Below are 12,291 nucleotides of genomic sequence, written 5' to 3'. Positions count from 1 at the left end.
GCGGCGCACAGCACCTACCCTGAGGGGATGAGCGAGCAGCCCGAGACCGACGACCCGCAGGCTGCTCCCGAGATGCAGGAGTGCCCGGACGGGGTGTCGGGCGCCGCCCCCACCGGCCCCGTCCTCTCCGTCGCCCTCGTGCCCGGCGTCACCCCCACCAAGTGGACCCGCGTCTGGGGTCAGCGCCGCACCGACCTGCCGCTGCGGATCACCGTCGTCGCCGAGCGCGCGCAGGAGGAGGCGCTGCTCGACGGCCGCGCGCAGCTCTCGTTCGTCCGCGGCGAGGTCTCCTCCGCCGCGCTCAGCTCGATCCACCTCTACGACGAGCAGCCGGTCGCCGTGCTCGGCCGCGAGCACGCCCTGGCCGCTGCGGAGGAGCTCGCCGTCGCCGAGCTGGCCGGCGAGCACCTCCTCCAGGAGCCGGCGGACGTGCCCGAGTGGGCGGCAATCGCCAAGGAGGTCGCCGACGGCTCGCGGCGGGCGCTGCCGCGGATGGCCGGCCTCGACGACGCGGTCGAGCAGGTCGCGGCCGGAGTGGGCGTGCTGATCCTGCCGCAGTCGGTGGCGCGCGTGCACAGCCGCAAGGACGTGACCGCCGTCCCGGTGACCGGTGTTGCTCCCTCCAGCGTGCGACTCGCGTGGGTGACCGAGGACAAGGGCGACGATGTCGAGGACTTTATCGGCGTGGTCCGCGGCCGCAGCGCGAACACGACGCGCGGGACCGCCGCGACGCCGAAGGTCGAGTCCCGCGCAAAGGCGGCGAAGGCGAAGGCGCGGGAGGCGCGCGAGAAGGCCGAGAAGGCCGGAGGCGGCAGAAAGAAGCCGGCCCGGCCGAAAGCGTCGGCCCCCGCGGTGCGGCGCACCCGCAAGCCCCGTGGCCGCTGACCCAGCCTGGTCGCTCTGCCCCGCGAGGGCGGAGGACGGTGTCGCGAGTGCGGAGCTGCGCGCGGTCGTGATGCGTCCGTCCCTCCCGACCCTCGGCCGTTACGACGCGCACCGCGTGCGGCACCGCTTCCTCGACGGCTACCGCCCCGACCTCACCCGCGTGAGCGCGTTCGCCGGAAGCATCGCGGCGCGTGTCGAGCCCGACGCGGTCTGGATCGAGCACTTCTCCCTCGCCCCGCACGCGCAGGGCCGCGGCGTCGGCGGTGCCGTGCTCCGGCGGGTGATGCAGGAGGAGGCGCGGCCGGGCCTAGCTTCCGCCTCGACGTGCTGAAGCGCAGCGACGCCCGTCGCCTCTACGAGCGGCACGGCTTCCGCATCGAGCGCGCACTGGAGTGGGACGACATCCTGACGGCGCCGCCCGCTCCGGAGCGGCGACCGCGGCGACCGTCGGCTCCTCCGTGCTCCTGACCGAGCGGGATTGCGTGCACGACGCAACACTCGCCGTCCTGGCCGAAAGTTCGAGGAACGAGGCCTTCCTGCTCGGCGGCGAGCCGACGCTGACGGCCGACGCTGACGGCCGACGTGGCGGAGTTGCGCAGCTGCGAGTCAGGCTCCTGAGCCGCCTCCTCCCGGGGTTAGTGTTCCGTCATGCCCACGAGCGATGAGACCTGGACCCTGGCCGAGCACGACGTACCGGTGTACCGCAGCGGAGAGGGCGGCCGAGCGCTGATCCTGATCCACGAGGTGTGGGGGGTCGACGGACACATCCGCTCGGTCGCCGACCGGTATGCGGCCGAGGGGTACAGCGTCGTCGCGCCGGAGCTGCTGGCCGAGAGCGGCCTGCTCGAGCAGCTCGACGAGGAGCAGCGCGCCGACTACGGCCACCCGGTGCGGCGCCTGCCGCGTCAGGTCGAGCTGCGCACCTTCTTCGCCCCCGTCTTCACTCCGGAGCACGCGACGCGCACCGTCGCGATCCTCCGCGCCCTCGTCGAGCGGCTGCTGCGACAGGAAGGATCGACCAGCGTCTGCGTCACCGGCTTCTGCTACGGCGGCACTTTCTCCTGGGCACTCGCTCTCACCGAGCCGCGCCTGGCCGCGGCCGTGCCGTTCTACGGACACGTCACCGCCTCCGCGCAGGAACTCGGCGCGCTGCAGGTGCCGGTACTGGCGTTCCTGGGCGACCGCGACGCTCCGCTGGTCGAGCAGGTCCCGCGCGTCAGGGAGGCCACCGAGGGCAAGGATGTCGAGGTCATCGTCTACCCGGGCGCCGGTCACGCCTTCTTCAACGACGCGAACGAGCAGACCTACCAGGCAGAGGCGGCGACTGACGCGTGGCCGCGCGCCCTCGCGTTCCTGGCAGCCCACGCCCGCTGAGCGAGTGTCGGGGAGTGGCCGGGGCATCCGGTCAGATCGCCTCCCACACTCGCCCGTCGGCCAGGTGCAGGCGGCCCTTCCCGGGCGGCGTCCGCGGTCGTAGGCTCGCGCTCATCCGCAACGGGAGGGGCCGACGATGACCACGACGAGAGAGACCGCCGCCCCACCTGAGCTCAAGCGGGTGCTCGGCCCGAAGCTGCTGCTGCTGTTCGTGGTCGGCGACATCCTCGGCACCGGAATCTACGCCCTCACCGGTCAGGTCGCGGCCGAGGTCGGCGGAGCCGCGTGGCTCCCCTTCGTGCTCGCGTTCGTCGTCGCCACGCTCACCGCCTGCTCCTACCTCGAGCTGGTGACGAAGTATCCGCAGGCGGCAGGGGCGGCCCTCTACGCGCACAAGGCGTTCGGGATCCACTTCGTCACGTTCCTGGTGTGCTTCACCGTGATGGCGAGCGGGATCACGTCGGCCTCCGCTGCCTCGGGAGCGTTCGCGAGTAACGTCGCGATCGGCTTCGGGCTTGGCGACGGCGCGGGGACGCGGCTGAGTATCGCGCTGATCTTCATGGTCTGCATCGCGCTGGTCAACCTGCGCGGCGTCGCCGAGAGCGTTGGTCTGAACGTTGTGCTCACTCTGATCGAGCTCTCGGGACTTCTGTTGGTCATCGTCGTCTGTTTCTTCGCGGTCTTCGGCGGGCAGGCCGACTTCTCGCGGGTGGTCGCGTTCGAGGCGCCGGAGGACAAGTCGCTGCTGCTCGCCGTGAGCACCGCGACCTCGCTCGCCTTTTTCGCGATGGTCGGCTTCGAGGACTCGGTGAACATGGCGGAGGAGACCAAGGATCCCAGCCGCATCTTCCCCCGGGTGATGCTCACGGGTCTGGGTATCACCGCGGTGGTGTACGTGCTGGTGTCCACGCTCGCCGTCGCGATCGTGCCGGTGGGGGAGCTGGCCGGCAACGACACTCCGCTCGTCACCGTGGTCGAGGCGGCGGCGCCCGACTTCCCGATCTCGACGCTCCTGCCCTTCCTCTCGCTCTTCGCCGTGGCCAACAGCGCGCTGATCAACATGATGATGGCCAGCCGCCTGCTCTATGGAATGAGCCGCCAGGGCGTGCTGCCGCCGTTCCTGCAGAATGTGCTGCGCGGACGACGGACGCCCTGGGCCGCGATCCTGTTCACCACCGTGATCGCGCTGCTGCTCACCGCCTACGTGTCGCGCGACCCCGCCGACCCCATCGCCGTGCTGCTGGGAGGGACCACGTCGCTGCTCCTGCTCGCCGTGTTCGCGATCGTCAACGTTGCGGTGCTGGTGCTGCGGCGCCAGCCGGTGGAGCACCGTCACTTCCGGACCCCCACCGTGCTGCCGGTGCTAGGCGCGATCGCCTGCGTCTCCTTGGTGTTGCCGATCACCTCCGGGCGCGACACGGCCCAATACGGGATCGCGGGGGTGCTGCTCGTGATCGGCGTGCTGCTCTGGGTGGCGACCTTCATCGACCGCCGGGTCCGCGGTTATGCGCGGACCGCGGCGATCGACCCGGAGGAGCTGGACGCCGATCCGGAGTGAGAGGGGCGGATCGGCTCCAGCTGCCGCCCTTTCCGAGCTTCGACCGACGGTGGGGAAGCTGGCGGGTGAGCACCAGCACGACCACGACGATGGTGAAGGCGATCCAGGATCCGACGCCGAGTGGTCCTGCGAGGATCGGGTCAACGGATTCCTCTTGTGCGGCGAACAGGGTGACAAGCCCGCCGGCCGCGTTGAGTGCGCCGTGGGCGAAGACCGCTGGCCACAGCGATGCGCTCCTCATCCGAAGCCATCCGACAAGCACGCCGATGAGGGTTGTCGCAATGATCATCAGGCCGACGCCGACGAGATTCGGTTCGTCGAAGTTATAGCCCAGCAGGATGATCGGTGCGTGCCAAGCGCCCCACAGCACACCGGTGATGATGAGCGCAGGCCAGGTACCGAGGGGTAGCAGTGCGGGAAGTAACCAGCCACGCCATCCGACCTCCTCGCCGAAGGCGAGTACCGAGTTCACTGCGGTACCGAGCGGGATGCTGAGGAGTTGGAGTGTCGCGATCGTCCACACCGGCACGGGAAGTGGCCCCCCAGTGGCGGCCTCCAGGGCGGCGCTGAATCCTGACAGATGGACGACGTCGAGTGTCACGAAGCCCAGCGCTGCGGAGAGTCCGATCCCCGCAAGGACGACGACGGGGACGAGGAGCACGGCCAGGACCGTGAATCCGATCGTTCGTTTCAGCGGATGCAGTGGCCAAACCCCGAGTTGCCTCAGCTCCGCGCGGGTCCCCTGCTGCCGTTGGAGGAGGACGACCGTCAGTGTCGCGACGAGGGGTGTGACCATCATTGCTGGCACGAGCACTGTGGCGAACGCCGATGACAGTCCGCTTCCCGTGATCCACAGCGGGAACTCCACCGCCCAGGCCAGTCCGAAGGCGACTATCACGAATACCGCGATTGTCGGCCATGCGGCGGTCGCGTCATCCGCCCCTGCTGTTCCTCTTTGTCGCACGGTACGCGAACGCGCGGTCATCACGCATCCATCCCGGCTCGGACCAGGTCAACCACGCGCTGTGGCTGCTGACACTGCACTGCGTACTCCTTGTCGCCGCGAGTGCGCAGGATGAGAGTAGGGCGATTCTCGAGGATCAACCTGGTCGCGTTGCCCCTCCAGCGCAGGCCGACGCCACCGAAACGGAACCGGGTGTGGTCCTCGACCGCGACGGACTGCACGTCGAAGAAGTTCAGGCGACGCCGCCAGTTCGGAACGAAGCGCAGCTCGAGGTGATCGGTGACATCGAGGCGAACTGTCGCAGTGATGAGCACCAGTCCGAGAGCAAGGACGAGCACGGAGGGGAGCATCGTGAGTGTCGCCGACACCGCGCCGATCGAGTCTACGAGAACGACTGCAAGGGCGACCATGCCGCCGAAACTCAGCAGGAGAAATGCCTCCAGTACCTTCAGCCACACTGGGCCGTTCCTTCGATTCGTTGCGACGTTTCGCAAGCTCGTCAAATCGGTGATGTGCAATTGCGCCGATTCGAGAAAGGCGTGGATGTGATTCACGAAGAAATTCACCTGCTCCGAGCCTGCCTTAAAGGTTGACTACGAATCTAGTGGTCGAGGAGTAGGTCGGCCTGATCGTCAATCCCTCTCTTCACCAGCTCTCTGAGTCACCAGCTCTCTGAGAGATACCAGCTCTGAGAGCGATTCCGACAGAATAGCTTTTTGGGTGCAGTGGCTGTACCGACGGTCATAAAGAAAGCGACGTTTCACGCTTCATCTCCGCAGTACGCTAGCAATCCACCGACCGACAGTACAAGCTCGTTCTACCCCCAGCCAGGGTGTAGTGCTGATGTCCACCGGCTCTGCGTCATGTCCGGTACGGCTTCTCTGGGGTGTCTTCGCTTCGTCGAGCAGATGCTGGGGTGACCCCTTGAGGTCCTCCTGTTCAGCGCGAGAAGAATGGTCTTGGGATTCTGATGCTCATCTCGCTCACGTCGCTCTGTTTCGCCACTTCTACGGCAGAATGCCGGCCGTCACCGATAAGCGCGATAGCGCTCACGGTCTCGGTGCTGGTGACGGCACACGCCGCAGATCCGCCGACGGCACATCGGGAGCCCACAGCGACGGCATCACAGGGTCATAGCTCGTCCATAGGAAACTCCCGATACTGGAGTCATGAGCACCCCGGCACCCTCGAAGCACCTCGCCCCCGCGCAGCGCACCCGCCTCACGCGCGCCGACGGGACTCCGATCCGCGTCCTCGTCGTCGACGACGAGAGCACCCTCACCGACCTGCTCCAGATGGCGCTGCGCTACGAGGGCTGGGAGGTGCGCACCGCCGCCGAGGGCCGCGCCGCGATCACGATCGCCCGCGAGTTCCGGCCGGACGTGATCGTGCTCGACGTGATGCTTCCCGACATCGATGGCCTCCAGGTGCTCCATCGGGTGCGCGCCGACGGCAGCGAGACTCCCGTGCTCTTCCTCACGGCCAAGGACGCCCTCGACGACCGGATCGCCGGTCTCACCGCGGGCGGTGACGACTACGTGACCAAGCCCTTCTCGCTCGAGGAGCTGGTGGCCCGGATGCGCGGCCTCATCCGCCGCAGCACCCTGCTCGCGAACGACGCCGACGACCCCGAGGTTGTGATCGGCGATCTGGTGCTGAACGAGGACAGCCATGAAGTGCGCCGGGGCGCCGACGAGATCGAGCTGACCGCCACCGAGTTCGAGCTGCTGCGCTTCCTGATGCGCAACCCCCGTCGCGTCCTCAGCAAGACCCAGATCCTCGACCGCGTCTGGTCGTACGACTTCGGCGGCAAGTCGAGCGTGGTCGAGATCTACATCTCCTACCTGCGTAAAAAGGTCGACGCGGGCCGCTCGCCGATGATCCACACCGTCCGCGGCGCCGGTTATCTGCTGAAGCCCGCCGACCAGTGAGCCTCGGAGGCCGCCCCACGCTCGGCGACTTCGCGACCCGCTCCGCCCTCCGCCGCTCCCGCCGCAGCCGGCACGTACCGTGGACGTTGCGGCGACGGATGGTCGTCGCCGTGGTCGCACTGGTCGCGGTGACGGCGGGCGTCGTGGGGGCGGTCAGCGTGCTCTCGGCGCGCTCGATCCTTTATGGCAGTACAGACGCGTCGCTGAGCCAGTCGCTCAAGCGCCTCCAGGATTTCGACGGACCGAGCGGATTCGACGGACTCAGCGCGATCGACCGGGCGACGACCTGTCCGAGCGGATCCTTCGGCAGCGGCCCGAGCCAGAACCTCAGCACGATCACCGCCGTCCGGGACTCCGACGGCTCCTTCATCGGTGCCTACGTCGACGCAGGCGGAGTCTGCAGGCAATTCTCGGACCCCGCCGACTCGGTACTCGCGGCCGCGGTCGCCGCAGCAGGCCAGGAGGTGACAATCGAGTTGCCCGGCAGCCTCGGCACCTACCGCGTGCGCGCGGCGATGATCGACGGGTCCATCGTCGTCGTCGGCGTGCCGCTGGGCGAGGTGGCCGAGACGCTCGCGTCCCTCGCCTGGGTCGTCGTCGTGGTGGTGCTGCTCGCGATGCTGCTGGTCGCCCTGATCGCGACCGCGATCATCCGCGTGGCTCTGCGACCGCTGGAGCGAGTGGAGGCGACGGCGACGCGGGTCGCCGAGCTGCCGCTCGACCGCGGCGACGTCGAGCTGGTCGAGCGGGTCCCGGAGGAGGACGCCGACACCCGCACCGAGGTCGGCCGGGTGGGCGCCGCCTTCAACCGCATGCTCGACCATGTCACCGGGGCGTTGGAGTCGCGGCAGGCGAGCGAGAACAAGGTCCGGCAGTTCGTCGCCGACGCCTCGCATGAGCTGCGGACCCCCCTCGCGGCGATCCGCGGTTACGCGGAGCTGCCCCGCCGCGGCGGTACCGAGCTGTCGGAGTCGGCCGTCTACTCCCTCGACCGGATCGAATCGGCCGCCACCCGGATGACCTCACTCGTCGAGGACCTCCTCCTGCTCGCCCGCCTCGACGAGGGTCGCGATCTCGAGAAGGAGCCCGTCGACCTGACCCTGCTCGTGATCGAGGCGCTCGCGGACGCTCATGCCGCTGGCCCGGACCACGAGTGGGACCTCGAGCTCCCCGAGCAGCCGATCGAGATCCGCGGCGACGGTTTCCGCCTGCACCAGGTGGTCGCCAATCTGCTGCGCAATGCGACCGTGCACACACCTCCTGGCACCCGCGTGGTGGCGGCCCTTGCCGAGGAGACGTTGGACGGGCGGCCGATCGCGGTCGTGACGGTCACTGACTCCGGCCCGGGGATCGCCCCGGATCTGACGCCGGTGCTGTTCGAGCGGTTTGCCCGCGGCGACTCCTCGCGGGCACGCAGTACCGGATCGACGGGACTGGGCCTCGCGATCGTGGCGGCGGTCGCCGACGCCCACGGCGGGCGCGTCCTCGTGACGTCCGAGCCGGGGCGTACGAGCTTCCGGGTGGAGCTGCCGGCGGGCTGAGCGCTCGGCGTGCGATCTGCAGGATGCTGTGCGGTGTGCAGGGGACTGTGCGATCTGCAGGACTGTGTGCGGTGTGCAGGACTGTGTGCGATCTGCAGGGGATCCGTGCCGGACGCCCCATCCTGCGGGCAAACCGTCTTCGGACACCGCGTATCCCCTGCTAATCGCACCATTCCCTGCGAAGCGCACCGTCCCCTGCGAAGCGCACGGACCCCTGCACATCGAACGGAGGCCGGCGGCAGCAGCCCTCAGACGGAGACGCCCAGCCGACGTCGCGCGTCGTCGAGCGTGCGCACCACGGCGACCACCTCGTCGAGCGGGTGCAGCGGCGACTCCGTGCGCCCCTCCGACACGTACTGCGCGACGTGCAGCGCCTCCCACGCCAGGCCCTCCCCGCCCTGCAGCGGCGACCCGTCCGTCCACGAACCGCTCTCGGAGCCGCGCGTGAGCGTCACGCCACCGGGCGTCCAGAACGACGGGTGCACGTCGATCCGCCCCGCCCGACCCGCGACGCTCGCCGCATGGCGGGTGTCCGCGAGCACGGTCGATGTCGCCACCGACTGCACGTCGTGAGCGTGGCTGCCGACGATCGTCGCGGTCGCGTCGACTCCGGTGGAGGTCAGGCTCCCCGAGACGACCGTGCTCTGCGGGGTGCCCGCCACCATCGAGACGAAGGAGGAGGCGTAGACGCCGACGTCGAGCAGGGCGCCGCCGGCGAGCGCTGGGTCGAAGATGCGGCTGGCGGGGTCGAAGTCGAAGGCCGCGCCGAAGTCGGCCGACACGACAGCCGGCTCGCCGACCGCCCCGTCGGCGAGCAGCTGCCGCACCACGTCCATGTGCGGCAGGTACCGCATCCACATCGCCTCCATCGCGAACACCCCGGCGTCGCGAGCAGCGTGCACGATCATCTCGGCCTCGCCCGGAGTCGGCGCGAACGGCTTCTCGACCAGGATGTGCTTCCCGGCGGCGATGGCGAGTAGCGCCTGACGGGCGTGCTCCGAGTGCGGAGACGCGATGTAGACGACGTCCACCTGCGGATCCTCGACCACGGCCTCGTAGCCGGCCGAGGCCCGCTCGATCCCGAACCGGCTCGCGAACTGCTCCGCTCGCTCGAGCGAGCGGGAGCCGACCGCGACGACGCGCTGCCGGGTGTGCTTCTGCAGCGCGTCGACGAACGAGCCGGCGATCGAGCCGGGAGCGATCACCCCCCAGCGCAGGACGGGGGAGTCAAGGAGGGACGGGAGTCGGGGCTCGGGGAGCGTCAGTGCCATGCGTCCACGGTAGAGCCCCGCGCCAGGCGGGGACGAGCGGGCGCGGCGTTCCCCTAGTGTGTGACGGCACACGCAGTCGCCGGCGGAGGAGGACGTCATGCCCGAGTGGTACACCCTGGGCGTCGTCGCCCTCGTGATCGTTGTCGTCGTCGTGGCGATCGTGCGGTTCCGGTTCAACCCGGTGCTGGCGCTGGCCGTCGGCGCCGCCGCGATCGGCCTGCTCACCGGGCTCGGCCCCGTCGACACCGTCTCGACGATGACCACCGGCTTCGGCGAGGTGATGACGGAGGCGGGCCTCCTGATCGGCTGGGGCGTGCTTATCGGCGCGATGCTCAACGAGATGGGCGCCGTCGTTCGGCTCGTCGAGGGCCTACTGCGGGTCTTCGGTCGCCGCGGAGTCCCCTACGCGCTCGGCCTTTCCTTCGCCACGTACCTGCAGACGATCTTCGTCGACGCGCTGATCGTGATCGCGGCGCCCCTTGCCAGGAGGATCGCGTCGCGGCTGGGACGCGCGGGCACCGGCATTGTGGCCGTCACCTTCGCTGTTGGGCTCGAGATGGGCGTCGTGCTGATGGTGCCGGGCTTCGCCGCCGTCGCCCTCGCGGGCCTGCTGGGCGTGCCGCTCGGGGTGATGATGCTCGGCGGATTCGCGGTGGTCACGCCGACGGTCGTGGTGACGATCCTGCTGATGTCGCTCGCGTTCCGCCTGGGATTCTGGGACCCGGCGCGCGACGAGCAGCTGGTGGTGCGCGACGACGCGACAAGACTCGCGATGATCGGAGCGGAACCGGGCTCTGCTGGCGGGCGGCTGCCGTCATTCGGGGCGCGGGTGACGGGCGGTGCGGCTGCAGGTGGTGCGGCTGCGGGCGGTGCTGCCGCCGGACCGGACGCCGCGTGCTCCGCTGCCGAGGGTCTGGAGGCGACCGGTGGTGCCGCCGACCCCCACGCTCCCCGCGAGCGCCCGCTCCTGCTCCTCTTCGCCCCGATGCTCCTTGCCCTGCTGCTGATCGCCGCGCAGGCGGTGCTCACGGTCTCGGGGGTCGAGGCGCCGGTGCTGCAGTTTCTCGGGAACCCCGTCATCGCCCTGCTGCTCGCCGTGATCGGCACCGGAGTCGTCGGCCGTTGTACCGTCGGTACCGCGCGGATGGAGAAGGCGCTCGTCCAGGGCTTCCAGGACGGCGGGCAGATCTTCCTGCTCACCGGTGTCGGCGGGGCGCTCGCGGCGGTGATCGCGAAGGGGGACCTCGGCGAGGTCCTGAAGGGCTACTTCTCAGCGTCGGCGTCCGCACCGCTGCTGCTCGTCTGGGTGATGGCGGCGGTCCTGCACATCGCGGTCGGTTCGGTCACCCTCTCGGCGATCACGGCGGCCGGAGTCGTCGCACCGGTCGCCGCGACGCTCGGCCTCGATCCGCTGCTGATCGCGCTCGCCGCGGGCTCGGGAGCGCTCTTCTGCATCCACGTCACCTCGAACACCTTCTGGCTGTTGCAGAGCTTCCTCGGCCAATCCGTCCGCGGCGCCCTCAAGTCGGTGACCGTCGGCGTCTCCCTCGCCTCCGTTCTCGCCCTCGGCGCCACCCTTCTCCTCTCTCTTCCTCTGAGCCGCCCCTCACCTCCCTCCGCGAGATGCTTACTCACGACGCCCGACACGCCGCAAAGCCCGGCACACGCGGCATCTCGCTACCTCGGACACCTCGGCGGTTCGCGAGATGCAGGTGAGCACGCGACGCACCGGGCGGCCTCCAGGTGGCATCTCGCTGAGGAGTCCGGCCCGTAGTCGTGGAGACGCCCGCGCCGTGGCTCGCGGCGCTGCGACCCCCGCACGGCAGAATGGGACGCGATGACCTCCACACCTCCTCCGCTCGGCCTGCTCCTCGACGTCGACGGGCCCATCGCCAGCCCCGTCACGCGCACGATCTCCATCCCCGAGATCGCCGACGACCTCGTCGTCCTGGCGAACGCCGGAATCCCGATCGTGTTCAACACGGGCCGCTCCGACGCGTTCCTGCGCGAGCGGGTGCTGCCGGCGCTCCTCGAGCGTGGCGTCTCGGCCCAGGCGCGCATCGTCTGCGTCTGCGAGAAGGGTGCGGTCTGGTTCACCGTCGACTACCGCGGTACCTCGGAGCCGATCGTCGATGAGTCGCTGGCGATCCCCGAGCCGGTCGTGCGCGACCTCGAGCGGATGATCCGCTCCGACTACGACGACCTGGTCTTCTTCGACGAGACCAAGCGCGCGATGGTCTCGGCGGAGCAGCTCATCGACCTGGCGAACGAGGACTACCTCGAGCGCCAGCTCGTCTTCGACGCCGATGCGCTGCAGATCATGACCGCCGCGGGCCTGGGTGTTGAGCGCCGCGGCATCCGCTACCCGAACGAGGAGGGGACGGTCGATTTCCGGATTGACCCGACCGTCATCTCCACGGATATCGAATCGAACCGCCTCGGCAAGGACCTCGGCGCCCAGCGCGCCGTCGAGCTGCTCGGCGCGACCGGCGCGATCCCGCAGCGCTGGCGCACCGTCGGGGATTCCCGGAGCGATTACGCGATGGCCGACTGGCTGTTCGAGCACGCCTACGACGTCGCCCACGTCGACGTGCGGCCGGCGGAGGGCGTGCCCGAGAAGCCGTATCCCGTGCTCATCGTCGAGGGAGTCGTGAACGATGCGGCCGGTGCCGCCGTGCTGCACCGCTGGACCGAGCTCGTCGCCGACGAGACGACGCCCGAGGTCGGCGGCGGGATCACCCTCCACTCGCGCGGCTGATCCGCCACC

12 protein-coding genes are annotated in these 12,291 nt (G+C 69.6%); 9 read left to right on the top strand and 3 right to left on the bottom strand.

Annotated features, from left to right (window positions below):
- Positions 1 to 27: 27 nt before the first annotated feature.
- The 5 genes from C1O28_RS10470 to C1O28_RS10455 all read left to right on the top strand — a co-directional run bounded on the left by C1O28_RS10470 (position 28) and on the right by C1O28_RS10455 (position 3,817).
- Positions 28 to 885, top strand: a complete 858-nt coding sequence (locus C1O28_RS10470; protein WP_097165294.1) for a LysR substrate-binding domain-containing protein — start codon at positions 28 to 30, stop codon at positions 883 to 885.
- Positions 875 to 1,216, top strand: coding sequence for a GNAT family N-acetyltransferase (locus tag C1O28_RS10465; RefSeq protein WP_237397899.1), 342 nt, complete (start codon positions 875 to 877; stop codon positions 1,214 to 1,216). Before C1O28_RS10470 ends, C1O28_RS10465 begins: the two co-directional genes overlap by 11 nt.
- A 61-nt stretch (positions 1,217 to 1,277) precedes the next feature.
- A complete protein-coding gene (locus C1O28_RS15175; RefSeq protein ID WP_164861098.1) occupies positions 1,278 to 1,550 on the top strand; it encodes a hypothetical protein in 273 nt (90 codons plus the stop codon).
- Entirely contained in the window at positions 1,534 to 2,259 is a 726-nt protein-coding gene (locus C1O28_RS10460) for a dienelactone hydrolase family protein (RefSeq protein WP_097165296.1), read from the top strand. Before C1O28_RS15175 ends, C1O28_RS10460 begins: the two co-directional genes overlap by 17 nt.
- A gap of 136 nt (positions 2,260 to 2,395) precedes the next feature.
- Positions 2,396 to 3,817: an APC family permease gene (locus tag C1O28_RS10455; RefSeq protein WP_097165297.1), complete on the top strand. Its 1,422-nt coding sequence runs from the start codon at positions 2,396 to 2,398 to the stop codon at positions 3,815 to 3,817.
- On the opposite strand, the gene C1O28_RS10450 is transcribed toward C1O28_RS10455, so the two are convergent.
- A complete protein-coding gene (locus tag C1O28_RS10450) occupies positions 3,741 to 4,715 on the bottom strand; it encodes a CPBP family intramembrane glutamic endopeptidase (protein WP_160487490.1) in 975 nt (324 codons plus the stop codon). The two genes, C1O28_RS10455 and C1O28_RS10450, sit on opposite strands and share 77 nt — an antisense overlap.
- 86 nt (positions 4,716 to 4,801) lie before the next feature.
- Positions 4,802 to 5,239, bottom strand: a complete 438-nt coding sequence (locus C1O28_RS10445) for a hypothetical protein (protein WP_097165299.1) — start codon at positions 5,237 to 5,239, stop codon at positions 4,802 to 4,804.
- Positions 5,240 to 5,950: 711 nt separating this feature from the next.
- Here C1O28_RS10445 and C1O28_RS10440 point away from each other — a divergent pair.
- Complete coding sequence (locus tag C1O28_RS10440; protein ID WP_097165300.1) at positions 5,951 to 6,712, top strand: response regulator transcription factor; 762 nt, start codon at positions 5,951 to 5,953, stop codon at positions 6,710 to 6,712.
- The gene (locus C1O28_RS10435) at positions 6,709 to 8,253 is read left to right on the top strand and encodes a sensor histidine kinase (RefSeq protein WP_219813098.1); all 1,545 of its coding nucleotides are present in this window, start codon (positions 6,709 to 6,711) and stop codon (positions 8,251 to 8,253) included. The genes C1O28_RS10440 and C1O28_RS10435 overlap by 4 nt, the downstream gene beginning before the upstream one ends.
- Positions 8,254 to 8,501: 248 nt before the next feature.
- On the opposite strand, the gene C1O28_RS10430 is transcribed toward C1O28_RS10435, so the two are convergent.
- Positions 8,502 to 9,524, bottom strand: a complete 1,023-nt coding sequence (locus tag C1O28_RS10430) for a Gfo/Idh/MocA family protein (protein WP_097165301.1) — start codon at positions 9,522 to 9,524, stop codon at positions 8,502 to 8,504.
- A 97-nt stretch (positions 9,525 to 9,621) separates the two neighbouring features.
- Here C1O28_RS10430 and C1O28_RS10425 point away from each other — a divergent pair, with 97 nt between their 5' ends.
- Positions 9,622 to 11,298 (top strand): GntP family permease, encoded by a 1,677-nt coding sequence (locus C1O28_RS10425; protein WP_097165302.1) that lies wholly within the window; start codon positions 9,622 to 9,624, stop codon positions 11,296 to 11,298.
- Between the two features lie 63 nt (positions 11,299 to 11,361).
- Positions 11,362 to 12,282: an HAD family hydrolase gene (locus tag C1O28_RS15170; RefSeq protein ID WP_104262037.1), complete on the top strand. Its 921-nt coding sequence runs from the start codon at positions 11,362 to 11,364 to the stop codon at positions 12,280 to 12,282.
- Positions 12,283 to 12,291: the final 9 nt, after the last annotated feature.

This window comes from Rathayibacter rathayi, assembly GCF_004011095.1.
Lineage (GTDB): Bacteria > Actinomycetota > Actinomycetes > Actinomycetales > Microbacteriaceae > Rathayibacter > Rathayibacter rathayi.
Note: the sequence above shows the minus strand (reverse complement) of the source record. Positions and strands in the feature narration are given on the sequence as shown.

Bases quoted from the DNA above. Each gene is read 5' to 3' on its own strand.
- C1O28_RS10470 (WP_097165294.1), top strand. From the start codon at position 28: ATGAGCGAGCAGCCCGAGACCGACGACCCGCAGGCTGCTCCCGAGATG.
- C1O28_RS10460 (WP_097165296.1), top strand. From the start codon at position 1,534: ATGCCCACGAGCGATGAGACCTGGACCCTGGCCGAGCACGACGTACCG.
- C1O28_RS10455 (WP_097165297.1), top strand. From the start codon at position 2,396: ATGACCACGACGAGAGAGACCGCCGCCCCACCTGAGCTCAAGCGGGTG.
- C1O28_RS10440 (WP_097165300.1), top strand. From the start codon at position 5,951: ATGAGCACCCCGGCACCCTCGAAGCACCTCGCCCCCGCGCAGCGCACC.
- C1O28_RS10430 (WP_097165301.1), bottom strand. From the start codon at position 9,524: ATGGCACTGACGCTCCCCGAGCCCCGACTCCCGTCCCTCCTTGACTCC.
- C1O28_RS10425 (WP_097165302.1), top strand. From the start codon at position 9,622: ATGCCCGAGTGGTACACCCTGGGCGTCGTCGCCCTCGTGATCGTTGTC.
- C1O28_RS15170 (WP_104262037.1), top strand. From the start codon at position 11,362: ATGACCTCCACACCTCCTCCGCTCGGCCTGCTCCTCGACGTCGACGGG.